Here is a 24,556-nt window from a genome sequence, read left to right as displayed (position 1 = left end):
TCAAGAATTTGAGAATTAAAGAATTTATTTCACTACTAACTACTAACTATCTGAAAAATTATGGATGGAAAACGCTGAACAGAGAATAATAATTCTAAAATTCCTGATAACTCGATAAAAATCACTAACAGAAGATGCAGATTGTACGGAATATATAATTCTCAAATTTTTCGCATACGCTCAACAACACGTCTCAAATTCTTGATAAAACAATAAATAATCACTTGCGAAAGTTGAGAACTTAAATAATCAACCCCTTCGTGAAAACATCACGAAGCAAAAAGTCGTACCCGCAAGCGTCATACGTCATATTCGCATACAAACAGAAAAAAACATAAAAGATAGTTTTATTTTCAAGAATTTGAGAATTAAAGAATTTATTTCACTACTAACTACATACTATCTGAAAAATTATGGATGGAAAACGCTGAACAGAGAATAATAATTCTCAAATTCTTGATAACTCGATAAAAATCACTAACAGAAGATGCAGATTGTACGGAATATATAATTCTCAAATTCTCAAATTCTTGATAAAACAATAAATAATCACTTGCGAAAGTTGAGAACTTAAATAATCATCCCCTTCGTGATAAAATCACGAAGCAAAAAGTCGTACCCGCAAGCGTCATACGTCATATTCGCATACAAACAGAAAAAAACATAAAAAAAAGGGGGATGGGGGGGGTATTTTGCAATCTCTACATTGCAAAATAAGGGCAATAAAAACAGAAAATGAAAAAATTATGTAATAATTACAGGGATAAATTTGTATTTATAAAAATTAAAATAATTTTGCACAGATTACATCTACAAGCGCCATACATTTCTGATGCTTAGGTTGTTTATACAAAACATACTAAAGAATTGGCGCAACGAATTGAGAATAGAAACTTAAAAAATTTTGAACTTATGAGAAAATGCTACTTTTTGTTAGCAATTCTTGCACTCTTGCTGCAAGCAACGCAACTACATGCCGTAGAATGGCTCACGGCAAACGGAACTGCTACCGGTCCCGACGGCAAAAAATTCTGGCAAAATGATGCAGCAGGAGGAGGATATATATCCCTTCCCTCCGGAACGCAGTACTGCCGTATCTATCAGGACAATGGTGAGGATGGCGACCAAACCCGCAACTTCCCTGATGGTACTTTGAGATTCCGTATAGCCAAAGCAATGGGCTATGAAACGCCAACAGGATATGGAAATACAAGTGTAGGTGGTTATACTTGGAATAAAAGTCGCGACCTTTACATCACCAAAGAACAAGCACAGGCGATAACAGTTTTGGATCTTTCTGCTAATGGTGGCACTAGATTAACCAAGATTACCGGTATTCAGATTTTTGAGAATCTAGAAGAACTTTATCTTTCGGGCAACAATTTGCGTTCTGGCGTAATCCCTCTGCATGTACTCTACCCTAAAAAATCAAATGGGGAATACGACTACGCCAACCCTTATCACCCTTGGACTGGTATCAATCCCAATCAGCGTACAGGTTCATACTCATGGACAGACCCATTTACAGGAGCCTCGGAGACACGCTACTACGAATACCGCTATCTGGGCTATATGCTGCGTTTCTTCCCCCACCTGACCTACGTAGATGCCACCGACTGCTATCTCTATGAATTCTACGCAGGTGGTTTCGATTCTGATCACTTGGACAATCTTGAGCACGTAGATCTTTCAAATAATCCAGGCTTGTATCACGTTGATGTTGACTATAGCCATGTAGATTACCTTAACTTATCTGGTTGTACCGGTTTAACTACTTTGTTTGCATCGCGTACTGATTTGGCAAGTATTGATCTTACAGGTCTTTCTGCTCTGAAAACGCTCTATATGCCTAACAACAGTAAATTGACTACTTTTGTTCATAGTGGCACATACGACAACTTGATATACATGGATTTCAAGAACTGCCCGCTGCTTACGGAGATTGACCATCTTGATCAGTGCCCCAACCTTCAAATCCTGAAATGTCAGAACTGCAGCATATCAACGCTTGACCTCCACGCGGACTCTCAACTCAAAATGTTGTTGTGTTCAAACAACTACTTAACAACACTCGACGTGGCAGACAACGCGTTGGTAAGACTGGAATGTGCCAACAACCAACTGACAAGTTTGGATTGTTCTGGTGCAACTAATGTAACTCTGAAATATTTGGATTGTAGTGGTAATCAGTTAACGAATATAGACGTTACTCATAATGATTCTTTAGAAACGTTATATTGTTACAGTAATCAATTAAGTGATTTAGATATTACTAAAAATAAAAAACTAAAGAAATTGCGTATTTCTAACAATCCTATTGATACGTTAGATGTAACAAACAATCCTCTGATTGAGGACTTCTACTGCAACAACTGCGGGCTGAACACCATCTCAGGCTTTGATGACCTCGAGCACCTTCAGGTTTGCAAGGCGAACAACAACAACCTGACACAAATCGAATTCACAAAACTGACGGCATTGGAGACACTGCTTCTGACACAAAACAAACTTACCGAAATGGACATGACCCCATGTACAAAACTGAAGACACTCTTCTGCGACGCACAAGGTGGTTATAATTCAGATGGTCGTTGGCTGAAAGTGTTGAAGCTCAACAGCGACTCCCTTACGGCACTCAAGTGCGACAACAATGCACTTCTCTCGCTCGACTTAAGCAACTGTTCTAACCTGACACATACCGGAGTCATTGCTTCTTGCCAACGCGACATTCAAGACATCAAGGTTTACGACCACAGCAAAGTGTGCATCGAACTTCCTAATGGTGCTGCAGGCTTTGGCGATCCCAACGATGACCCGCTCAACTACTTCTACACATGGTCCGGAAGCGGTTACGATCTTGCACATGGCGAAGTGCTTTATCGCGACGGAAAATATTGGTTATCCATCTACAACATCGGCGACCCAACCACAAATGACAATACAAACGATACAAAGGCGGACGTAGACCTCTACGGCAAGACGTTCTCTTATTGCTACTATATCTTGGATATCTTGAATCCTAATGATGACGAGAATCTTGGCAAGACAGTTTATTATTCAGGAGATCATAACTACACCCTTGCCGGAGAAACAGTTTACAAAAACCCCGAACGTGGCAATGAAAACATCTCTGTAAAGATTTATCCATACGTGATGCACATCAACCCACTGAGTGCCGACAACCACTCTTTAAACGAAGCCAACCCGGGCAGCCCCTTCTACTCCGGCACCATCTATCTTGACTACGATGCTGTTGTTCCGGCAGGCACAGAGGTTTATATTGCAAAGAAGATTAATATCAATAAGGAAGAAATTTACAGTACAGCAAGTGGTGGCCAGGAGAAAGTTGTGGCAGACCAATTGCAGTTGGTTAAACTCGTACCGGGCGCAGGTGCCACAGAAGTAGTTGTTCCTGCATATACGCCGGTATATGTAAAGAGTGCTACAGAAACAGGACTGTTCTCTTTCGACCGCAACAACCATGGTGGCATAGTACAGCCCCTCGGTGTGGCAGAAGATGGCAGCGACCTTATTGCAAACAACATCTTCAAGGGTGTGCTCACCGACTCTACTGGACTAGCAAAATACAGTGTGCTTGCCCTTGGACGTGGCCGCCCCGCCGGCTCAGACGATTCGGGTTACACCGCTCAGTCACGCATCGGTTTCTGGCCCTCCAGCCGTACTGTGATTCCGGCACACCGCGCGTTCATTCCAATTGAAGAACTTGAAAAAGCTGGCGTAAACAACAGCAGCCCGGGTCTGCTCTTCTCGTTCACCAACGACATCGACGAGAACACAACTACAGGCATCCGCACCGCCGCCTCTGCTAAAAAGAATGAAGGTTGGTACACCATCAACGGCGTGCGCCTGACAGGTCGTCCCACAGAAAAAGGTGTATATATCCATAACGGCAGAAAGGAGGTTATCCGATGAAAAAACGTGTATATCAACGTCCGTCAATGCGTATCATTCCTATACTTCCGGGCGAACCATTGATGAATTTCAGTGTTGACACAGGCGACTTCTTCTCACGCAAGAAGGAACTTGATGCTGATTGGCTGGAAGAAGATGAAGAGACTAATAATCGCTTTGGTTATTGGGACTAATCAGAAAGGAACCTTTCATAAAACAAAACTATATAATCCGAAAAGCCCGCCTGAATCAAAACAGGCGGGCTTTTTGCATCTAAAGCAAAACTACTGAAACAGATCCTGTAGGGTCAGCGGATAAAGTATAATGCCCATGCGTTCTATGAAACAGCATGGGTGTTTTAAGAGAACTGCTGCAAGTCCGTTTACATCGTTGTTTTGAGTTTTTCGTTGATGATGGGCTTACTTTTTATAACATATATGTTTGTTTGGAACGTGATGGGCATTGTGGTTTTTATAACGCGAAGGAATTTACACGAACTTTTTTCGCCCTGTCTTTGACACGAATTCAGCCATTGCTTCACTCGGCGAAGACGCGAAGACCTTGCGGATACTGTTTTTGATATTCCCACGCCGTAGGCATTCGCGTCATCCATCAAGCGAAGCGAAGATATAATTAACGTGAGTTCGGTATTAGAAATTATTTTCTTGTTGCATGTTAGTCCTGTAGGGACGTTACAACCATAGGCAGGGGTGTAGGGAGCGAAGCGACTGGAACCCCTGTTATATAGGGAATAGCATAGTGAGCCCAGTATGGGCGACACAACTTAGACAGGGGTAATAACCCCTGGCTGTATGGGCGATACAGAAATCAACAGATTAAAACATCATATTCATTGTGTGCAGATGTACCATTATTTGTTTTTTCTGTACCACCCCTATGGGGTTCACGTTTCTTATATACTGAAAAACAGGGGTTTCAGTCGCTTTGCTCTTTACACCCCTGCCTAAGCTGTATCGCCGCTCTGCGGCTAAAATTAGCGTCAGAAAGATAGCGATGATGCCTTCGCGTTCATTTGCGTCTTTCGCGTTTAAACTCGCCACAACTTGTATTCACATGCCTATATAAGAGTTCTTTCTCTGTTCCTGTTTTTTACCGGACAGCAATAATTGAAATTTTGTTGTTGGTGTTGGCACGGATGGCGCATTGTCAAAGTCAGGAAAAGCCCGCCTGTTTTGTTGCAGGCGGGCCTTTGTGTCTATTGTATCTATAGTTGCTATAACTGCTATATATTTCTACATGCCCCCGACAGGAACAATCTCAAAGCGGAAAGCCCCTGCCTCAGGCTGTGGCGTGCTCACCTGATAAATCTTGCCGTCCTTCACTCCCCAGAACCGGTTGCCGGCATTACCGCCGTTGCGGATGGCATACTTACCGTCTTGCAGCGTTATTTCGTAGGTGTTCCACATCTCATTATAAGGATTGGTACCAAACTTGCCCAACTCATTGATATAACGCCCTGCCTGATTGTTGACAATCTTGTAGCGGTTGGTATTGGGGTCGAGCGTAAATGTCCATTCCTGCGACTGCGGGTTGATGGTATCGCGGTCGGCTCGCAGTTCGGCGGCTATGCCGCCCTGCTTGCTGTCAGGGTCAGTAAGATAGGCACCATCCACCTTGATGAAGTATTTGCCCTGCGGAATGAGTTGTTTGGGGAACACGTCGAGGCGATAATCGTATTTTTCCTTGTATTGGTCAATAAGACTGGCAACCATTGTTCGCATCCACGGCTCCACATAATTCGTGGCAACGACAGGGCTCGCCACCTTGATGCTGCCCGGGAAGTCGCGAGAACGCAACTCGCGCTGTTTGCCATTGGCATCGGCATAGGCGAGATAGGCATCGATGAAGACTTCAGGCGTACCCACACCAAGCGCATCATCCATTTTCAGAACAGCCTCGCCCCGCAATGCCGTAAGGCGCATGGCTTCTACCCAAGGTGCTATTTCTTCCATCATCTCCGGCGCATCAGTCGTTTTCTGCAGCACCTCGGCAGATACACGCATCTCGTTGAACACTTCGCGCAGAGCCTTGTTGCCAAGACCGTCCGTACTGGCTTTCAGGGCACTACGGAAACGCGGAGACTCGCCTTCGCGACGCAGTCCATGCCCCGTAGGACCAAGGTCAACGTTGTTCTCACAGAACACACGGAAAGCCTCTTCCTCGTTCGGCATAAGATAGTTCAGCGACATCTCCCACGACTTCGCAGCATCGTACTTCACGGGGTTCCATGCATAGTCGGCTATGCTGTAGAAACTCACCTTTGAGGCCTCGCAGTACTCCATCGGATTGGAGCAGAAACCGCTCACCATGTCGCCGATGTCCAGACCGTTGCCGTAGGTCTTACCCATGAGCAGATGGTCGATGCAATAGTCTGTAACAGGGTAGTTGAGCCAGATGTATGCCTTGCGGTTGATCTGGGCGTTTATCCATTCCATATCGTTGCGTTCTATCATGTCCACAACCGTATTACCCGTCCACATGATGCGCACCGAAGGATCCATCTGCGTGCCGAGCGTATTCAGATAGGAGCCGTGGCTCCAGCCTTTGTTGTACTGTGTGGGGCACATCATGAGGGGTGCAACGTCCTTGTGTTTCTTCACGAATTCTTTATTGAGATAGTTGAGCAAAGCGGCTTGTTTCTCTGCCTTGGTGCCCTCTCCGCCGATGTCGTCGAAGAACACACAGAAGGCGCGCACACCCATCTGATACACACTCTCGCATTTCCTGAGGATATTGATGCTGTCTGCCTTGTTCCAGCGGATATCCACACCGGGATGCACAGCCCACACGAACTGCACATGGTTCTTGTGCGCTGCCTTTACGAGTTCCGTCATACGCGCCGCCTCATCTGCCGGATAGGGCTCACGCCATTTGTCGCGGTGGTAGGGGTCGTCCTTGGGACCATAGACAAAGACATTCATCTTGTTAGCCCCCATAAAGTCGAAAAGGTCGAGACGGTTCTTATGGCTGAAAGGATTGCCGTAGAAACCTTCGATGATGCCGCGGTCGGGCATGGTGGGATAATCCTTCACCACAACACTCATCACCTCAGGCTGCCTGAGAATTTGCAGGAAGGTCTGAACGCCATAGAACGTGCCGCGCCCGTCGTTGCCGGCAATGATGACCTGACGCGGACTGATGCTCAGATAATAGCCCTCAGCCCTGTCAGGTATGCGGTCGGCGTATGCCTTCACGGATTTGTCGCCACGCTCGCCGATAATGATTTTCACTTCGCCATTCTTCGTATTCACCTTGCGCTTGAGGAGTTCCACGGCATCATAGTCGGCATTGAAACCACCCTTGATGCGAAACGCCGTTTGGTTGCTGAAAGCACGACTACCCCACTCCACACTCTGCGGAACAGGCGACAGGTCAACGGTCTGCGCCACGCTGCATAGCGTTGCACCACTGAAAAGGACTAAAACAAGACTTGCAAACTTTTTGTTCATAGAAAGGTTCTTTATTTTTTATTATTCAATCTATGATGCAAAGATACGATTTATCTGCGATGCACCTTGCACGCAACTGATATGAAAATCCGCTTATATCGAAAAAAAATGAACACAGCGCTATAAATCGACAAAAAACATTATCTTTGTACGTTACAACAACATCAAAAGGGTTATGATCAACAACTGCCACTTTTCAAGACTGATTTCCGAACAGGCGAAGACCTACGGAAACCGCACAGCACTCAAGTACAGGGACTACGACCTCGGTGTCTGGAAAGACATTTCCTGGAACGCTTTTGCCGAAATGGTGAAGCATGTGTCGTACTCACTCCTGGCATACGGCACGACAGTGCAGGAAAACATTGCCGTCTTCTCGCAAAACAAGCCCGAATGTCTTTTCGTGGACTTCGGCGCATACGGCATACGCGCAGTAACCACACCCTTCTACCCCACGAGCAGCGTACCGCAAATCACATATATGATAAACGACGCGAAGGTGAGGTTTCTCTTCGTAGGCGAACAGCAACAATACGACACTGCCATTCAGGCAATACCGCTCTGTGCCACACTCGAAAGAATCATCATTTTCGACAAGAAAGTGAAGCGCCAGCCGAGCGATCAACTGAGCATCTATTTCGACGAGTTCATCAAAATGGGCAACGTCGGCGATTTCGACCGCGAGTTCAAGAAACGGCAGGACGAAGCATCGTTCAACGACCTGGCAAACATTCTCTACACCAGCGGAACGACAGGACACTCGAAAGGTGTCATGCTGACGCACAATAACTACCATGAGGCGATGCGTGTGAACGACCTCGCACTGAATTTCTCCGACAAGGACATCGTGCTCAACTTCCTGCCGCTGACTCATGTGTTCGAACGCGGATGGACCTACCTCGGACTGACGGAGGGTGCCATTCAGGCGATTAACCTGCGGCCCACGGACGTGATACAATCGCTCAAGGAGGTACGACCAACGTGCATGAGCAGTGTGCCGCGTTTCTGGGAAAAGGTATATCAGGGAGTGATTGAGAAAATAGCAAGCAGTTCGCCACTGCAAAGGAAAGTGATGAGCATGGCGCTCAAAACGGGTATCAGGTGCTGGCGCGACTACACATCGAAGGGTAAACCGCTGCCGTTGACACTGGCAATGAAGCACAAGATGTACGACAAGTTGGTTTACAGTGTACTGCGCAAGACACTCGGTCTGGACCGCGGCAACTTCTTCCCCACAGCAGGTGCACAGGTGGACGCAAAGGTGGAGAACCTGATTCACGCTGCAGGCATCAATATGAAGGTGGGATACGGACTGACGGAATCCACGGCAACAGTGTCGTGCGACATCGACGGCATGCCCACCACACTCGGATCCGTAGGCAGACTGATTGACGGTATAGAAATTAAGTTCGGTGAGAACGATGAAATTCTGCTACGCGGCAAGACCATCACGCCGGGCTACTACAACAAACTCTCCACCACGGCACAGAGCATCGACGAAGACGGCTGGTTCCACACAGGCGATGCCGGCTACCTGAAGGACGGCGAACTCTTCCTGACAGAACGTATCAAGGACCTTTTCAAGACAAGCAACGGCAAATATATTGCCCCGCAGGCGATAGAGTCGAAACTCTCCGTTGACCGCTACATAGAACAGGCGGTAGTCATTGCCGACAAGCGCAAGTTCGTCAGCGCACTCATAGTGCCGAACTATCAACTCATCGAACAGTATGCCAACGAACGCGGCATAGCATACGGCAGCAGAGAGGCACTGTGCAAAGACATGAACATCCGGAAGATGATCATGGCGCGCATCAACACCTTGCAGCAGGACCTGGCAAACTACGAAAAAGTGAAGCACATCATCCTCCTGCCCGACCCGTTCAGCATAGAGACAGGAGAACTCACAAACACGCTGAAAATCAAGAGAAACGTAGTGAACGAGCGCTATGCAGAGCAAATCGACGAACTCTACGAACAGGCAGAGAAGAATTTTGCACATTAAAACCTTTTTCAATCAAGACATACAAGCACTTTTTCTCCATACATGCACAAAATAATCTTTGCATTGAGCCTTTGTGCAATTACATTATGCAGTTGCAATTTGGGGCTCAAGAAAGGTGATAATGACAATTCAGACATTCAGGTCATCACTGCCCTGCCCGACCAGCCCATGCCTTCAGCCGGGGAAATAGACTATACCGTAGAGATAGCGGACAGCACTTCTTCGGGCGAACTCTCCACACTCGAAAACCTTTACGACAACGCAACAGGCTGGTTCACTTTCCGCGGCTCTGCACATCGCGATGCACCGATTGCGGGAAAAGTGAAAGGCACACCCTCAAAAATTGTCTGCGACTGGACATTCCGCACAGACATGAAAGGCGACTGGGGAGGCGGAAGTGGATGGAACGGGCAACCGGTCTATGTGGAATGGCACGACACGATGCTCACCAAGTTCAGGCAGACCTCTCCGGGACTTACGCCACAGTTCGGCAAGCGCGAACTGATTGTGGGTTCACTCGCAGGAAAAGTATATTTCCTGAATTTTGACAACGGAGAAGCATCGCGACAACCCATTGATGTCGTAAACCCCGTCAAAGGTTCAGTAAGCCTTGACCCGGCAATGAACGGCAGCCTCTATGTGGGACATGGTTTCCCGGGACCGGAACCCTTCGGACACCTCGCCATCAACCTCTGCGACCATACCATCGCCTACTACTTCGGCAGAGACAAGAAGGCTTATCGCGGCTGGAGCACTTACGACAGTTCGCCCGTAGCAGCGGGACAGTTCCTCTTCTGGCCCGGAGAAAACGGCAGCATTTACAAATACACACGTTCAGGCAACGGACAACTGAAAATGCACAGCATTCTCCGATACAGGGTGAAAGACGCACCAAACAGTGTGTTAGGCACTGAAAACAGTATGTGCATATTCCGGAACTATGGTTACATCGGCGACAACAACGGCCACATCATCTGCATCAACCTCAACAATATGCACGTGATATGGCACTACGACAACCACGACGACACCGACGGCTCTATCGTGTGCGAAACAGACGACACGGACCATCCCTTCATCTACACAGCCAACGAAATCGACGTACGGGGAGACACAGGCACCTGTCATTTCGTGAAACTCGATGCGCTCAACGGACAAAAGGTATGGGAACAGAAAATACCATGCACCAAGCGAATGATAGGCAAAAAGCATTTCGACGGCGGCCTCTATTGCACCCCGCTCATCGGGCACGGCAACTGCGAGGGCATGATCTTCGCCAGCATCTGCCAACCCAACGACTCCAAAAATGCCGATTTCATCGCATTCAGCAAACAGACAGGACAAATCATCTACAGAATTCCTATGGACTTCTTTGCCTGGTCGTCGCCTGTCGCATTCTATAACGAAAGACAGGAACTGTTCATCGTAGTGGGCGATTCATCGGGCAGGCTCTACCTCATCAACGGCAAAAGCGGAGACGTAATCTTCAAGGAAGTGCTCGGCGACAACTTTGAGTCATCCCCCATCGTCAAAGACAATATGTTTGCAGTAGGGTCACGGGGAAACAGAATCATGCGTTTCCACGTGGAATAATCGCACATATCCTCACTGATTCGGAACGCGCAAGGCAACTGCTATGAAAATAGATCTTTACATCAACGAAGCGAACGACTACGCACGCGACATCGGTGCGCCGGTCTATCACCCTCACGTCTCTGTGATACACTACGACGAGATGGGCAAAATACGCCATTCACTGAACCGCATCAACTGTTTCGGCATTTTTCTGCAACGGGAGTTTCCTGAGGGTCTGACTTACGGCATGGGCACCTATCGGGAGGGTAACGGTTCGCTGATGGCTTACTCGCAAGGACAGATTGGCGGCAAGCAGGATGACGGAACATTGCGACAGTACCACGGATGGGTACTACTGTTCGACACAGAGTTCGTTCATGGCACGGAGATAGAGCGACGTATCAGCAACTACCACTTCTTTTCTTACAATGCCAACGAAGCCCTGTTTCTGACAGCCGAGGAGAAGGAGACGCTGGCAGGACTGATGGCTAACGTCAGAACGGAAATCATGAAAAATGATGAAATAGGACAGGACGACATCATCAAGGACTACATTCTGCTGATACTCGACTATTGCAACCGTTTCTATGCACGCCAGTTTAAGGAGATGACAACAATGAGCAGCGACATACTCAGCCGTTTCCAGCAAGTACTGAAAGACTATTACGAAAATGGCTTGCAACGGCAGAAAGGACTGCCCAGCGTGAAGTACTGCGCCAGTGAGTTGTGTCTGTCGGCAGGCTATTTTGGCGACATCGTGCGTGAAGCCCTCGGCGAAAGTCCAAAGGATTACATACGCAGTTTTATCATCCAACGCGCCAAGAATCTGCTGCTTGGCGGACACAGCGTAACACAAACGGCGGACGCACTGGGTTTTGAGTACCCCAACCATTTTACCCGCATTTTCAAACAGTCAACCGGGCAGACACCTTCTCAATTCTACGCCGAACAACGCAAAAAGTAGAAATCCTCATTTTTGGTAGATTTATCCGCAATCCGTCTAATCGGGTTGCGTTTTTTTCGCCGCACTTTTGCAACGGAAAAAGAATTCAAACATATAATGACAATGAGACCATACGTAATCTGCCACATGATGGCTTCGCTCGATGGCAGGATAGACTGTGCCATGACCGAACAGATTGATGATACCAACCACTACTACGAGGCACTGGCACAACTCGGCTGCCCGTCAACACTTGAAGGAAAGACCACACTGGCGATGCACTATGCACAGGAGGGAACTTTTCAGCCTGCAAGAGCACATGAAGATGCAGGGCTGCAGTTGTATAAGGCCGTGGAAGCAAAGGGTTACGCAGTAGGTATAGACACCAATGGCACACTGCGATGGGATGACAACACTACAGAACTCTTTGGGCGTCCGCTACTGATGATTCTCTCGGAACACACCAGTCAGGAATATCTGGACTACCTGAAACAGAAGCACATTTCGTTTATCACTTCAGGACGCAACGGCATCGACTTCGCCTCGGCATTCGAAACGCTACGCACCGTCTTCGGCGTGGAGCGGCTTGCCGTGGTGGGCGGTGGTCATATCAACGGATCGCTCCTCGACCTTGGACTGATAGACGAGATAAGCATGATGTACGGCTACGGCATCGACGGACGCGAGGGAATGGCTGCTGCTTTCGACGGTCGCACACTGTCCAGCAAGCCTATCCGCCTCACATTCAAGAGTGTGGAAGAACAGGACGGCATCGTATGGATGAGATACCTTGTGGAAGTAAAGAAATAAAAAATGATAAAGGCGTGTTCTATAAATGATAAAGCGAATGAAACAGTTATTCGTCATACTGTCTGTCCTGTTACTGACATGCTGTTCCTCGGAGAGCACAATTAAAGCCCAGGACAATAAAACCTCAGACAACCTGACACAAAAAATGTACATCACCATCGACGGAAGGACAGAATCAGCCACACTCACCGACAACGCAGCCACCAGAGCATTGACAGCAAGACTTGAGGAAGCGCCCATAACAGTAACACTCAACTCCAGCGGCGGATTTGAGATATGGGGCGCACTGGGTTTCACGCTGCCTGCGAGCAATAAGCAAATGACAGCACAGCCAGGCGACATCATCCTCTATGGCGGGAGCAACATCTGCATGTTCTATGGCTCAAACTCCTGGAGTTACACCCTTCTTGGGAGGATAGACGGACTGTCTGAAAGCGAACTGCGGGCGTTTCTCAAAGCGGGCAAAAGCAATATCAGCGTAACATTGTCGCTGAACCAGACAACAGGCATTCGTCAAACAGAGTCCGACGAAAGAAAGTCTGGGGAATATACCCTTCAAGGCACGATAGCCCAGGCAAGGACAAAAGGAATAATTATCAAAAACGGTAAAAAGATAATCAGATGAAAAAGTTATTACTATGCACTGTCCTCGCCGGCATCATGCTGACCGTCAGTGCACAAAAAGAAAAAAACAATCAAAACGAAAAGAATATGACCCAACGACAACTGACAACAAAGTGGGACAAGACCTTCCCACAGAGCGACAAGGTGGACCATAAGAAGGTAACATTCCACAATCGCTATGGCATAGAACTCGCAGCAGACATGTACACACCGAAGTCTGCCCCCGAAGGCGGTAAGTTTGCTGCCATCGCCGTAAGCGGACCGTTCGGTGCAGTGAAGGAACAGTCGAGCGGTCTCTACGCACAGCACATGGCAGAGCGTGGATTTCTGACCATCGCTTTCGACCCTTCATACACAGGCGAGAGTGGAGGTGAGCCTCGTCGCACGGCATCACCCGACATCAACACAGAAGACTTCCTTGCAGCCGTTGATTTCCTCTCCACCCTCGAAGATGTGGACGCAGAACGCATCGGCATCATCGGCATCTGCGGTTTCGGTGGCATGGCAATCAATGCCGCAGCACTCGACCCACGCATCAAGGCAACGGTGGCATCAACGATGTACGACATCAGTCGCAATGCTGCGAACGGCTACTTCGACCAGAACGACAATGCCGAGGCACGCAATGCTATGCGACGGATGATGGCAGAAGCACGCACCAAGGCATATAAGACGGGCGACTATGGCCGCACGGGCGGTGTCATTGATCCGCTACCGGAAGATGCTCCGTGGTTCGTCAAGGATTATCACGCCTACTATAAGACCCCACGCGGCTACCATGAGCGCAGTGGTAACTCAACTGATGGCTGGAACACCATTGGTACCCAGTCGTTCATGAATCAGCCCCTGCTCGCCTATGCCCACGAGATTGACCGCCCCGTGCTGCTCATTCACGGCGAGAAGGCTCACAGCCGCTACTTCAGCGAGGGTGCCTTCGAGAAGATGACAGGGCAGCACGTGGAGGGCGTGAGCAAGACGATAGGGAATAAAGAACTGCTCATCATTCCCGGCGCATCCCACGTGGACCTCTACGACGACGCAGCAGGAGTGATTCCGTTCGACAAGTTAGAAAACTTCTTCAAGTCAAACCTAAAGAAATAGAAGTCTTCCTCTTATAACAGATTAACAAAACATACTGAGACTTCTACAAGGGTGTTCTATAAATAAGGAATATATTCATCGTCTTGTTATTTTCCTGATTTACAGAGCACCCTTATTGCATATTTGCGTCAATATTCCTGAATCAGTGTTTCGTTACAGACTTTTTTTGTACATTTGCATTCATAATGATAACAACAGAACAACTTAAAGAAGCACAAGACCGCTGCGAGCAACTTTACCGCTACCTCGACATTCCTGCCAAGCAGATGCAGTACGAGGAAGAACAACTTCGCACCCAGGCTCCCGACTTCTGGGAGGACCAGAAACGTGCCGAGGAGCAGATGAAGTTGGTCAAGGGACTCGAAAAATGGCTGAACGGCTACAAAGAGGTGAAGACTCTGACCGATGAACTGCAACTGGCATTCGAGTTCTGCAAGGACGGCCTGATTGAAGAAAGCGAGGTGGACGACGACTATGCCAAAGCCATCGCAGCCATCGAAGCGCTCGAACTCAAGAACATGCTCCGCCAAGAAGAGGACGCCATGTCATGCGTACTGAAAATTAATTCCGGAGCAGGCGGTACAGAGAGTCAGGACTGGGCACAGATGCTCATGCGTATGTATATGCGCTATGCAGAGGCAAACGACTACAAAGTGAGCATTTCCAACCTTCAGGAAGGCGAAGAAGCGGGTATCAAGACCGTTACATTCGAGATAGAGGGCGACTATGCCTACGGCTACCTTAAGAGCGAGAACGGCGTTCATCGTTTGGTTCGCGTTTCGCCCTACAACGCACAGGGCAAGCGCATGACGAGTTTTGCCAGTGTGTTCGTAACACCACTGGTGGATGATTCCATCGAAGTGAACGTGGATCCTTCAAAAATCAGTTGGGACCTCTTCCGCAGCGGTGGAGCCGGAGGTCAGAACGTGAACAAGGTGGAAACAGGTGTGCGTCTGCGCTATCAATACACCGACCCCGACACCGGCGAACAGGAAGAAATCCTCATAGAGAACACCGAAAGCCGCAAGCAGTTGGAAAACCGCGAGAACGCCATGCGCTTGCTGCGCAGCCAACTCTACGACCGCGAATTGCAGCGCAGAAAAGCCGCACAGGCAAAGATTGAAGCCGGCAAGAAGAAGATTGAATGGGGCAGCCAGATACGCTCCTACGTGTTCGACGATCGCCGTGTAAAAGACCACCGCACAAACTATCAGACAAGCGATGTAAATGGTGTGATGGACGGGAAAATAGACGGTTTCATCAAGGCTTACCTCATGGAATTTGCAGGACAGAACAATGAAAACTAACCTCGGCAACCCTGTTGCCGCAAACTATAGCGATTTATGAGCAACAATAAAAACAAGAACAAGCCAAACGGGCACAAAGCCAAAAGTAAACGGAGAGAAGAGGCGCAACGCAGAAAGGCAGACCGCATCATGAAGGGTATTTTCTTCGGACTGCTCATTCTCATGGTCCTGGGCATGATAGCCTACTACAACCTCGCTCATTGATTTACCCTTTATACAGCAATTCTCCTCACCACTTACGACGGGCACACAACTCGCCGCAATTGGGTTGTCTGCTGATTCGTATTACCCTCATTGACCATAACACTACTGCAATACAACTACACCTATGCCATTAGAAATAGAACGTAAGTTTCTCATCAAAGGCGACTACAAAAAGTTATCGACCTCCCACACCACCATCATTCAAGGCTACATTTGCAGCGCAAGAGGCAGGACGGTTCGCGTGCGGCTGCGCGATGACAAATGCTACCTCACCATCAAAGGGCCATCCAGACGCGGCGGACTGTCTCGTTATGAATTTGAGAAAGAAATAACCCGCGACGAAGGTCTCTCACTGCTTAGCATCTGCGAGCCCGGCATCATCCACAAGACACGCTGGCTTGTGCCTGTGGGTAAGCACGTGTTTGAAGTTGATGAATTCTATGGCGACAACGAAGGTCTCGTCATGGCAGAGGTAGAACTTAAGGACGAGAACGAGCCTTTCGAACGGCCTGACTTCCTCGGCGACGAAGTAACCGGCAAACGCCGTTACTATAATTCGCTCCTGCGCACGACTCCCTACAAAAAATGGAGCGAGGAAGAAAAAAACAATACCGATAACCCGTAGACCCAACGCTTGCAACAACCTGACAATTTGCAAACTTCACCTTGCAAAAACTGCAGAAAACTCAACATAAAACTTACAAAAGCGAACAAATTTGTTGTTTTTTCTCTCAAATGTAAGGAAAATCTGTAGATTTGCATTGTGTTTTTCATAATATTAGATTTAAGGTTAACAAGGTTGGGTTACAGCGGTAACCCATTTTTTTATTTTAAAGAGAAGAAGACAGAAAACATTGCCCCATGAACAAGACACTTTATCTTCTTGCAATATGCTTTATTTCCATCCAATTTGCTGCTGCACAAACCCCGCTTCAGCATGCTATTGCAGGCAAATGGACACGCACGCTGGTTACCACTGACGAGCAGAGCGGCACCAACGAGACACAACGTTCCGTGCGGAAATTTGTCCCCGACGGCACTCTCGCAGAAACTGTGGTCTATGAGGAAGAAGTGAGGGATAATAACGATGAAATCGTGGTTTTCTCATTTTTAAGCAGCATAGAAGGAAAATGGGCTATCAACGGCAATGACATCCTCATCGTCTATAACTGCAAGACGCTGAAAGTGGAACATCTCGGCACCAGTTTTCCCGAGCACGACGATGCTGTTCAGGGCAGTCTGCGCAGAGCATTCGAAAAGCGCAACAAGGTTCAGATAAAGAATTATCTTTCCACCATTAGGAACGTACTTAAAGGTTATTACAAGCACAACAGCGGCAGTGCCCTCCGCGACGTAGAGATTCATGGCAACACGATGACAGCCACAATGGGTAAAGAAATTGTGGCTTTCAGCAGGGAGTTGCAATAAGCACAAACAAGGGGGATTCTATAAACTATTTCTTGAGCACCAGTCCGCCGATGATCAGCGTATTGTCCGTCAGGCGGTATTTCAGTTTGGCTGAATAGTAGTATGTGCTGTCGTATTCTGCCAGTACCATATAGAGCCAGATAGAATTTCCTTTCACTACGTATGTGGCTGACCTACCATCGAGTGTACAGGTGCCGTCATCATTGAAACTGCAATCGCCATATACCAGTCGTGCCTTTGTATGGTCTGTTTCTGCATGGAGCAAGAAACCGCCTGACTGCCGTTTCCATTGTCCTGTTATAGCACCTTCAAGGGTGGAATTTTCGGCATTTTCTTCGGCAGAAATACTTATTTGTCTGACTATTTTTGTAGGAAACGTAACCCTCTGCCCGTCCGTTTTCTCTACATTCATTTTGTACTCTTGAGCCCCTACATGGAAGGGCATAGCCACAAACAGAAATGCTACTATAGATAAAATTGCTTTAGTTTTCATAATATGGTGTATTATTTCTCATCTGAAAAAGCGACGTCGGGGAAAAGTTCCAGTTGTCCGTCGCCGAGCAAGTTATACGATTTGCGATGATAGGGCGAAATGCCATGCTTACGGATGCCATCGCGATGTGCCTTTGTAGGATATCCTGCGTTATGATCCCAACCATAATAGGGGTATTCCTCATGAAGTTGCGCCATATAGTCGTCTCGGTAGGTTTTTGCCAGAATGGACGCTGCGGCTATGGACAGATACTTCCCGTCGCCTTTCACTACGGTCTGCCATGGCGTATCGCCATAATTGAAAAACTTGTTGCCATCGACGATGATAAATCCGGGACGTATCGCAAGACTGTCGAGCGCACGGTGCATAGCCGTTATTGAAGCACGCAGGATATTGATTTTGTCTATTTCTTCCGGCGTTACCACACCTATGCCCCATGCCAGCGCATCGCGCTGTATCTCTTCGCGGAGCGCATACCGCTGCTTGGCTGTGAGTTGCTTGGAGTCGTTAAGGCGTTCATTCCGATAGTCAGGCGGAAAAATGACTGCTCCGGCATACACACTCCCTGCCAGACAGCCACGTCCTGCTTCGTCACAACCCGCTTCGACAAGTCCAAGGTCGTTAAACACCGGTTCAAGAACTTTATGAGTCTTCATAACCGCAAAATTAGCATTTTTTGTGGAAATGCGACAGCAACCCATGAACAACGCGCCGTCTTCTGTTTTTCCAGTATGTATCGTAGAGGTGTTTTGATGCGAGGGGTAGTACCACACCCATGATAAAATATAGTGCCATAAAAGGAACATCCCATGCATTTCCGGCATTGGTTACGGGATGGTTAGCAAGCAAGCCGGAAGGAAGACCGAGGAGCCAAACTTTAAGAAGGCTCACCACCTTAAAGGCACTGAAATGGAAGGCGAAGATGCACAATGTGCGATCGCCGATATAAGCGAGGAAATCCGTTGCCTTTGGCAGATGTGTGGAGATGGCTTTTGCTATACCGCGCAAGAGCAGGAAACCAGCGTAAGATGCAGCCGTCCAGGCGAAGAAATGCGGTGTGTCCTGATTGTAAGACATCAGAGAGGGATAGAAGAATGCCACAGAAAGGAGTATAGCAAAACAGAGCGGCCACCATTTCCAGCCAACGGGCACTTTCGCTTCATATTTCCGATATAGAAAACCCGAAAACATCATGAACAGTCCTGCCAGTTCTCTGGACCCCCCTTGCGCCACTCCGGTAATTTTCAACCCCAGCATATTTTTCCAGACAACAAGGAGAACCAACAACAGCAGCACCACCCATGCCGCTCTGTGAAGCGACTTTTCGCCAAACCAATGACGTATAGTCCAAAGGATAGCCAGCATCACCAGTGAACAGATAAGCAGACATCGGAAGAACCAGAATGTGCCGCTGAGTTGCTCGTCGAAACCGCTCATATTGAATGTTACGCTCCACAGGCGCTGACTAAACGCTTGCCAATCATAAAGTTTACCAAGCCCACTGCCCGACTCCACGCCGATATGTACCAGCAGATTATGCAACACGAGAAAGATAACAGCCCACTTCAGGAACGGCACGTAAAGACTTCGGAACCTGCGTGCGATGAAACGTTCAGGTCCTCCAGGCTGCACATTCTTGCCGCTAAAGAAATAACCTGAACAAATAAAGAACACCGACACACAAATTGACCCCGCAAGGCTTCCCACCACAGGCAACACGTTGCAATGGAAAAAGACGACGAGCATGATGCCGAACGCCTTTACTATGGAGAAGGATGAGTCACGCATAATTTATAAAACTTCCTATAATCCTTACAATTATGGCGACAGGCACAAGCCCCGCCGCCATAAAAGTTGTTTTCTTTTATTCTGATTATACTTCCTCGTTTACGTAGAGATAGCGCTTGATGGTGCGCTTCGCCGTCTTTTCAAACTCCTCCTCGAAAATCTTTATACCCTGTATTCGCTCGTAGGCAGGTATTTGTTCGTTGAGGTCCTTGCGGTTTTGCTCCAGTTGTCTGAGGAGTGCTTCGCCTTCCACATTGTCGCGTTGCGCCTCTTCATAGTTAGGATGAATAAGTGCATAGAGGTGTTCGCCTTTCTGTATGACGATGCACTCACTTACGTAAGGCATGGTGCTTAGTTTGTCCTCTATTTCTTCCGGGTAGATATTCTGTCCGTTAGCACCGAGGAGCATATTCTTGCTGCGCCCCTTGATATAGAGGTATCCATCCTCATCCAACACGCCAAGGTCGCCCGTGCGGTACCATCCGTCTTCTGTGAATGAGGCTTGTGTGGCAGCTTCGTTCTTGTAATAGCCAAGCATCACGTTGTCGCCGCGCGTGAGGATTTCTCCTACTATGTTATATGGGTCGGAACTGTCAATCTTTATTTCCATTCTCGGTGCCGCAACTCCGCATGATGTGGTTCGCGCCTCTTTCCAGTCTGAATAACTGATGATAGGTGCTGTTTCGGTTGTGCCGTAGCCCACAGTTACGTTGAAGCCAATGCGGTGCAGGAAGAGTTCCACTTCGCTGTTGAAGGCTGCACCGCCCACTATGATTTCATAGAAATTGCCTCCGAATGCCTGGAAGAGTTGTTCGCGTATGCGGTTGCGTATGTGCTGACTGATAACAGGCAGTCCGAGCAGGATTTTCATGCTGGGTGTCTGCAACTTCGGCAGTATCATATTCTTGATAACCTTCTCGAGTACGAGCGGCACACAAATGATGAGATGCGGCTTGATTTCGCCAAAGGCCTGGAATATGATTTTTGGTGAAGGCACTCGTGTGAGGAAATAGAGATGCGTGCCCCGCAGGAAGCCATAGAGGAACTCGAATGCCATGCCATACATGTGCGCCATCGGCAGGATGCTCACCAGTCGTGCTCCTTCTTTCGGCATATATGGTTCGAGCACCTCCAGCGCGAAGTGGTAGTTGGACCACATGGCGCGATAGGGCACCATCACGCCCTTTGAATTACTCGTTGTTCCGCTGGTATAGTTAATGAGTGCGAGTTCTTCTGGCTCTGATGTGCGATAGTGTACGTGCTCAGCGCGGAAAAATTTGGGAAACTTCTTTCCATAGAGTTCGTTGAGGTGCTCACGTGCATAAGTCAGTTCTTCAGAACGGCTCAGCAGCACCTGGAAGTCGAGAATACCAATGATGCCTTCAAGGTCGGGCATGGCAGCAGCATCAAGTTGCGGCCAGATATAGTCGCCGACAAAGAGCAGTCGCGCTTCGCTGTGATTCACGAGGTCTTCCACCTGGTCGGGCTTGAACTCATGAAGTATTGGCACGCACACAGCACCGTATGTCAGTGTGGCTATATATGCCACCGCCCAATGCGCGCAGTTTCTACCGCAGAGCGCCACTTTGTCGCCTTTCTTTATGCCTGTCTGTTCAAAGAAGATATGTATTTTCTCTATTTTGCGCGCCACATCCTTGTAACGCAGCGTGTCGCCCTTATAGTCGGTCAGTGCTTCCTCGTTCCAATGCTTTACTATTGACTCCTGGATAAGTTGGATGAAATCCCTTGATGATGTTAAGTCATTATTATTCTTCTGATCTCTTGCTGAGTTTGTTTCTGCCGTGGTCTGCATGGTATGTCTAATTTCCTTATTTCTAATTTTCTTTAAATTGTTGCACAATCTGCAAAACTTTGCGCAAAATTACACATAAATCTTATACTACAATAAAATTGCACATAAAAATAATTGAGCAATGCAACTTTTTTATTCTTTCTTTCGCCATTCGCCAAAAAGACAAAATTTTATGCTTCATATTTTCAGCGATTTACACATTTATCGAAATAAAAATACCCTATTTTGTTTTTTGTATCGAAGTTTAGTTACTAACTTCGCGGTACAGAACATTACATTATTTTTTATATACTAACCCATTAACCAATCTGATTGTTTTGTTATGAAAGCAAATCAAATTCTGGCATCTCTTGAAGCCAGACATCCCGGCGAAAAAGAGTATATGCAAGCCGTGAAAGAAGTTCTCCTCAGCATTGAGGACGTTTACAACGAACACCCCGAATTTGAACGTGCCAAGATTATTGAGCGCCTTGTTGAGCCCGACAGGATTGTAACGTTCCGTGTGCCCTGGACGGACGACAAGGGCGAGGTACATGTGAACCTCGGTTACCGCGTGCAGTTCAACAACGCCATTGGTCCGTACAAAGGTGGTATTCGTTTCCACGCCTCCGTAAACCTCAGCATCCTGAAGTTCCTGGGCTTTGAACAGACATTCAAGAATGCCCTGACCACACTTCCTATGGGCGGTGCGAAGGGCGGCAGCGATTTCTCTCCGCGCGGCAAGAGCAATGCAGAAATTATGCGTTTCTGCCAGGCATTCATGCTGGGTCTTTGGCGCAACATCGGCCCTGACACCGACGTGCCTGCCGGCGACATCGGCGTAGGCGGTCGCGAGGTGGGCTACCTCTATGGTATGTATAAGCGTCTCACGCAGGAGCACACCGGCACACTCACCGGCAAGGGTCTTGAGTTTGGCGGCTCCATTCTTCGCCCCGAGGCTACGGGCTACGGCGCACTCTATTTCGTAGAACAGATGCTCGACGACATCAACGAGAGCATTGCAGGCAAGACCATCTCAGTGAGCGGTTTCGGCAATGTGGCATGGGGTGCCGTCAAGAAGGCTACTGAACTTGGTGCGAAAGTGGTTACACTGAGCGGTCCTGACGGCTACATTTACGACCCCGATGGTGTTTCCGGCGAAAAGATTGACTACATGCTCGACCTTCGTCTCACTGGCGATGATATCGTTGCACCTTACGCAGAGCGCTATCCTTCTGCCACCTTCTATCCCGGCAAGAAACCTTGGGAGCAGAAAGTGGACATTGCCCTACCCTGCGCCACACAGAACGAACTCGACATTGAAGACGCCAAAAAACTGGTGGCTAACAAGACACTTATCGTTGCAGAAGTCAGCAACATGGGTTGTACGGCAGAGGCTGTTGACTACTTCCTCGAGAACAAGGCGTGCTTCGCTCCCGGCAAGGCTGTGAACAGCGGTGGTGTGGCAACGAGCGGACTTGAGATGTCACAGAATGCCATGCACTTGTCGTGGACGGCAGAAGAAGTGGATCAGCGCCTTCACCAGATTATGCACGACGTGCACGAGCAGTGCCTCCGCTATGGCAAGCAGGCAGACGGCTTCATCAACTATGTGCGCGGTGCAAACGTAGCCGGCTTTATGAAGGTTGCCAATGCTATGATGCAGCAGGGGGTTATTTAGTTGAGAGTTGAAAGTTTTCTATAGAGGCAATAGATACTATAGATGTTATAGATACTATAGAAAATTTCTCTCCTTCAGATAAAAAATCCGGAAGGCTTTGGGCTTTCCGGATTTTTTGTTTTTTCTGAAATGCTTATTTCAAGGCTTGTTCGAGGTCGGCTATGATGTCGTCCAGGGCTTCTATTCCTACACTAAGACGTATGAGGTCGGGACGTACACCGGCTTCGAGCAGTTGTTCGTCTGTCATCTGACGGTGGGTGTGGCTTGCCGGGTGGAGCACACAGGTGCGTGCGTCAGCCACATGTGTTACGATGCAGATAAAGTCGAGGCGATCCATAAAGGCGATGGCATCTTCGCGTGTGCCTTTCAGCCCGAAGGCGAGTACACCGCAACCACCCTTGGGGAGGTACTTCTGCCCCAGTTCATAATATTTGTCGCCCTGAAGGCCGCTATAGTTCACCCATGCCACCTTGGGGTGCTTCTGCAGCCACTCTGCCACTTTCTGCGCGTTCTCCACGTGGCGCGGCATTCGCAAGTGGAGCGTTTCGAGACCGAGATTGAGCAGGAAGCAGTTTTGCGGGCTGGGTATGCTGCCGAGGTCGCGCATGAGTTGTGCTGTGAGTTTTGTAACGAATGCCATCTTTCCGAATTCCTTGGTATAGGTCAGTCCGTGGTAACTCTCGTCGGGTGTGGTCAGCCCTGAAAATTTATCGCTGTGCGCGTCCCAATCGAAGTTGCCGCTATCGACAACGGCTCCGCCCACCTGTGTGGCATGACCATCCATGTATTTCGTTGTGCTGTGTGTTACGATGTCTGCTCCCCACTCGAAGGGCCGACAGTTGATGGGTGTAGCGAAGGTATTGTCCACGATGAGTGGCACGCCATGCCTGTGCGCTATCTTGGCAAAGCGTTCTATGTCGAACACGTTGCAACCCGGGTTGGATATGGTTTCTCCGAAGAAACACTTTGTGTTGTCGCGGAAGGCGGCTTCTATTTCTTCGTCGGTGGCATCTGGGTCAACGAAAGTGCATTCTATGCCGAGTTTCCTGAGTGTGGTGCCGAAGAGGTTGAATGTGCCGCCATAAATGCCTGTGATGGCTATAAAGTGGCTGCCAGCCTCGCAGATATTGAAGATGGCATAGAAGTTTGCTGCCTGACCGCTTGATGTAAGTACACAGCCTACTCCGCCTTCGAGTTCTGCGATTTTTGCCGCTACAGCATCGTTTGTGGGGTTCTGCAAGCGTGTATAGAAATAGCCGCTGTCTTGCAGGTCGAAGAGGCGTGCCATTTGCTCACTGGTGTCGTACTTGAAAGTTGTGCTTTGGTAGATGGGGAGGACGCGTGGCTCTCCTTTCTTGGGTTTCCATCCGCCCTGCACACAAATTGTGTCTAAATTCTTTTTCATAATGTTTGGTATGTCTTT

Annotated in this window: 19 protein-coding genes; 13 read left to right on the top strand and 6 right to left on the bottom strand. The window is 48.3% G+C overall.

Annotated features, from left to right (window positions below; genetic code table 11):
• The first annotated feature begins 930 nt into the window (after positions 1 to 930).
• Positions 931 to 3,933: a leucine-rich repeat domain-containing protein gene (locus C7Y71_RS09195; RefSeq protein WP_146739388.1), complete on the top strand. Its 3,003-nt coding sequence runs from the start codon at positions 931 to 933 to the stop codon at positions 3,931 to 3,933.
• A complete protein-coding gene (locus C7Y71_RS11890) occupies positions 3,930 to 4,106 on the top strand; it encodes a hypothetical protein (protein ID WP_193215897.1) in 177 nt (58 codons plus the stop codon). The genes C7Y71_RS09195 and C7Y71_RS11890 overlap by 4 nt, the downstream gene beginning before the upstream one ends.
• Positions 4,107 to 5,165: 1,059 nt before the next feature.
• Here C7Y71_RS11890 and C7Y71_RS09190 read toward each other — a convergent pair.
• Positions 5,166 to 7,382 (bottom strand): beta-N-acetylhexosaminidase family protein, encoded by a 2,217-nt coding sequence (locus C7Y71_RS09190; protein ID WP_111898141.1) that lies wholly within the window; start codon positions 7,380 to 7,382, stop codon positions 5,166 to 5,168.
• Positions 7,383 to 7,557: 175 nt separating this feature from the next.
• Here C7Y71_RS09190 and C7Y71_RS09185 point away from each other — a divergent pair, with 175 nt between their 5' ends.
• The 10 genes from C7Y71_RS09185 to C7Y71_RS09145 all read left to right on the top strand — a co-directional run bounded on the left by C7Y71_RS09185 (position 7,558) and on the right by C7Y71_RS09145 (position 17,379).
• On the top strand, positions 7,558 to 9,387 hold the full coding sequence (locus C7Y71_RS09185) for an AMP-dependent synthetase/ligase (protein ID WP_111898142.1): 1,830 nt from the start codon (positions 7,558 to 7,560) through the stop codon (positions 9,385 to 9,387).
• A gap of 99 nt (positions 9,388 to 9,486) precedes the next feature.
• Positions 9,487 to 10,980 (top strand): PQQ-binding-like beta-propeller repeat protein, encoded by a 1,494-nt coding sequence (locus C7Y71_RS09180; protein WP_146739389.1) that lies wholly within the window; start codon positions 9,487 to 9,489, stop codon positions 10,978 to 10,980.
• Positions 10,981 to 11,023: 43 nt separating this feature from the next.
• Positions 11,024 to 11,926 (top strand): helix-turn-helix domain-containing protein, encoded by a 903-nt coding sequence (locus tag C7Y71_RS09175; RefSeq protein WP_111898144.1) that lies wholly within the window; start codon positions 11,024 to 11,026, stop codon positions 11,924 to 11,926.
• Between the two features lie 102 nt (positions 11,927 to 12,028).
• Positions 12,029 to 12,715, top strand: a complete 687-nt coding sequence (locus tag C7Y71_RS09170; protein WP_111898235.1) for a dihydrofolate reductase family protein — start codon at positions 12,029 to 12,031, stop codon at positions 12,713 to 12,715.
• Between the two features lie 37 nt (positions 12,716 to 12,752).
• Positions 12,753 to 13,340, top strand: a complete 588-nt coding sequence (locus C7Y71_RS09165; RefSeq protein WP_146739390.1) for a cyclophilin-like fold protein — start codon at positions 12,753 to 12,755, stop codon at positions 13,338 to 13,340.
• Positions 13,337 to 14,440 carry an alpha/beta hydrolase gene (locus C7Y71_RS09160; RefSeq protein WP_111898146.1) on the top strand — a complete coding sequence of 368 codons (1,104 nt, stop codon included), beginning with the start codon at positions 13,337 to 13,339 and terminating at the stop codon, positions 14,438 to 14,440. The genes C7Y71_RS09165 and C7Y71_RS09160 overlap by 4 nt, the downstream gene beginning before the upstream one ends.
• Before the next feature lie 185 nt (positions 14,441 to 14,625).
• Positions 14,626 to 15,747, top strand: a complete 1,122-nt coding sequence (gene prfB / locus C7Y71_RS09155) for a peptide chain release factor 2 (protein WP_111898147.1) — start codon at positions 14,626 to 14,628, stop codon at positions 15,745 to 15,747.
• Between the two features lie 36 nt (positions 15,748 to 15,783).
• A complete protein-coding gene (locus C7Y71_RS11885) occupies positions 15,784 to 15,951 on the top strand; it encodes a hypothetical protein (protein ID WP_193215896.1) in 168 nt (55 codons plus the stop codon).
• A 124-nt stretch (positions 15,952 to 16,075) separates the two neighbouring features.
• Entirely contained in the window at positions 16,076 to 16,576 is a 501-nt protein-coding gene (locus C7Y71_RS09150) for a CYTH domain-containing protein (RefSeq protein WP_111898148.1), read from the top strand.
• A 236-nt stretch (positions 16,577 to 16,812) separates the two neighbouring features.
• Entirely contained in the window at positions 16,813 to 17,379 is a 567-nt protein-coding gene (locus C7Y71_RS09145) for a hypothetical protein (RefSeq protein ID WP_111898149.1), read from the top strand.
• A gap of 25 nt (positions 17,380 to 17,404) precedes the next feature.
• Here the strand turns inward: C7Y71_RS09145 and C7Y71_RS09140 are convergent, their stop codons facing one another.
• From C7Y71_RS09140 to C7Y71_RS09125, 4 genes are all read right to left on the bottom strand, one after another.
• Positions 17,405 to 17,872, bottom strand: coding sequence for a hypothetical protein (locus C7Y71_RS09140; RefSeq protein ID WP_111898150.1), 468 nt, complete (start codon positions 17,870 to 17,872; stop codon positions 17,405 to 17,407).
• An 11-nt stretch (positions 17,873 to 17,883) separates the two neighbouring features.
• Positions 17,884 to 18,528, bottom strand: a complete 645-nt coding sequence (locus C7Y71_RS09135; protein WP_111898151.1) for a ribonuclease HII — start codon at positions 18,526 to 18,528, stop codon at positions 17,884 to 17,886.
• A 10-nt stretch (positions 18,529 to 18,538) separates the two neighbouring features.
• Positions 18,539 to 19,660 carry an acyltransferase family protein gene (locus C7Y71_RS09130; protein ID WP_111898152.1) on the bottom strand — a complete coding sequence of 374 codons (1,122 nt, stop codon included), beginning with the start codon at positions 19,658 to 19,660 and terminating at the stop codon, positions 18,539 to 18,541.
• A gap of 85 nt (positions 19,661 to 19,745) precedes the next feature.
• Positions 19,746 to 21,473, bottom strand: a complete 1,728-nt coding sequence (locus C7Y71_RS09125; protein WP_111898236.1) for an AMP-binding protein — start codon at positions 21,471 to 21,473, stop codon at positions 19,746 to 19,748.
• Between the two features lie 322 nt (positions 21,474 to 21,795).
• Here C7Y71_RS09125 and gdhA point away from each other — a divergent pair, with 322 nt between their 5' ends.
• Positions 21,796 to 23,133 carry an NADP-specific glutamate dehydrogenase gene (gene gdhA / locus C7Y71_RS09120; protein WP_111898153.1) on the top strand — a complete coding sequence of 446 codons (1,338 nt, stop codon included), beginning with the start codon at positions 21,796 to 21,798 and terminating at the stop codon, positions 23,131 to 23,133.
• Positions 23,134 to 23,266: 133 nt separating this feature from the next.
• Here gdhA and C7Y71_RS09115 read toward each other — a convergent pair whose 3' ends face one another.
• Positions 23,267 to 24,538, bottom strand: a complete 1,272-nt coding sequence (locus tag C7Y71_RS09115; protein ID WP_111898154.1) for an O-acetylhomoserine aminocarboxypropyltransferase/cysteine synthase family protein — start codon at positions 24,536 to 24,538, stop codon at positions 23,267 to 23,269.
• Between the last annotated feature and the right edge of the window lie 18 nt (positions 24,539 to 24,556).

Source organism: Pseudoprevotella muciniphila (assembly GCF_003265305.2).
Lineage (GTDB): Bacteria > Bacteroidota > Bacteroidia > Bacteroidales > Bacteroidaceae > Alloprevotella > Alloprevotella muciniphila.
The sequence above is the reverse complement of the archived record's forward strand: the minus strand, read 5'-3'. Positions and strand labels throughout refer to the sequence as shown.

Bases quoted from the DNA above. Each gene is read 5' to 3' on its own strand.
- C7Y71_RS11890 (WP_193215897.1), top strand. From the start codon at position 3,930: ATGAAAAAACGTGTATATCAACGTCCGTCAATGCGTATCATTCCTATA.
- C7Y71_RS09190 (WP_111898141.1), bottom strand. From the start codon at position 7,382: ATGAACAAAAAGTTTGCAAGTCTTGTTTTAGTCCTTTTCAGTGGTGCA.
- C7Y71_RS09185 (WP_111898142.1), top strand. From the start codon at position 7,558: ATGATCAACAACTGCCACTTTTCAAGACTGATTTCCGAACAGGCGAAG.
- C7Y71_RS09175 (WP_111898144.1), top strand. From the start codon at position 11,024: ATGAAAATAGATCTTTACATCAACGAAGCGAACGACTACGCACGCGAC.
- C7Y71_RS09170 (WP_111898235.1), top strand. From the start codon at position 12,029: ATGAGACCATACGTAATCTGCCACATGATGGCTTCGCTCGATGGCAGG.
- C7Y71_RS09165 (WP_146739390.1), top strand. From the start codon at position 12,753: ATGAAACAGTTATTCGTCATACTGTCTGTCCTGTTACTGACATGCTGT.
- C7Y71_RS09160 (WP_111898146.1), top strand. From the start codon at position 13,337: ATGAAAAAGTTATTACTATGCACTGTCCTCGCCGGCATCATGCTGACC.
- prfB (WP_111898147.1), top strand. From the start codon at position 14,626: ATGATAACAACAGAACAACTTAAAGAAGCACAAGACCGCTGCGAGCAA.
- C7Y71_RS11885 (WP_193215896.1), top strand. From the start codon at position 15,784: ATGAGCAACAATAAAAACAAGAACAAGCCAAACGGGCACAAAGCCAAA.
- C7Y71_RS09150 (WP_111898148.1), top strand. From the start codon at position 16,076: ATGCCATTAGAAATAGAACGTAAGTTTCTCATCAAAGGCGACTACAAA.
- C7Y71_RS09145 (WP_111898149.1), top strand. From the start codon at position 16,813: ATGAACAAGACACTTTATCTTCTTGCAATATGCTTTATTTCCATCCAA.
- C7Y71_RS09140 (WP_111898150.1), bottom strand. From the start codon at position 17,872: ATGAAAACTAAAGCAATTTTATCTATAGTAGCATTTCTGTTTGTGGCT.
- C7Y71_RS09135 (WP_111898151.1), bottom strand. From the start codon at position 18,528: ATGAAGACTCATAAAGTTCTTGAACCGGTGTTTAACGACCTTGGACTT.
- C7Y71_RS09130 (WP_111898152.1), bottom strand. From the start codon at position 19,660: ATGCGTGACTCATCCTTCTCCATAGTAAAGGCGTTCGGCATCATGCTC.
- C7Y71_RS09125 (WP_111898236.1), bottom strand. From the start codon at position 21,473: ATGCAGACCACGGCAGAAACAAACTCAGCAAGAGATCAGAAGAATAAT.
- gdhA (WP_111898153.1), top strand. From the start codon at position 21,796: ATGAAAGCAAATCAAATTCTGGCATCTCTTGAAGCCAGACATCCCGGC.
- C7Y71_RS09115 (WP_111898154.1), bottom strand. From the start codon at position 24,538: ATGAAAAAGAATTTAGACACAATTTGTGTGCAGGGCGGATGGAAACCC.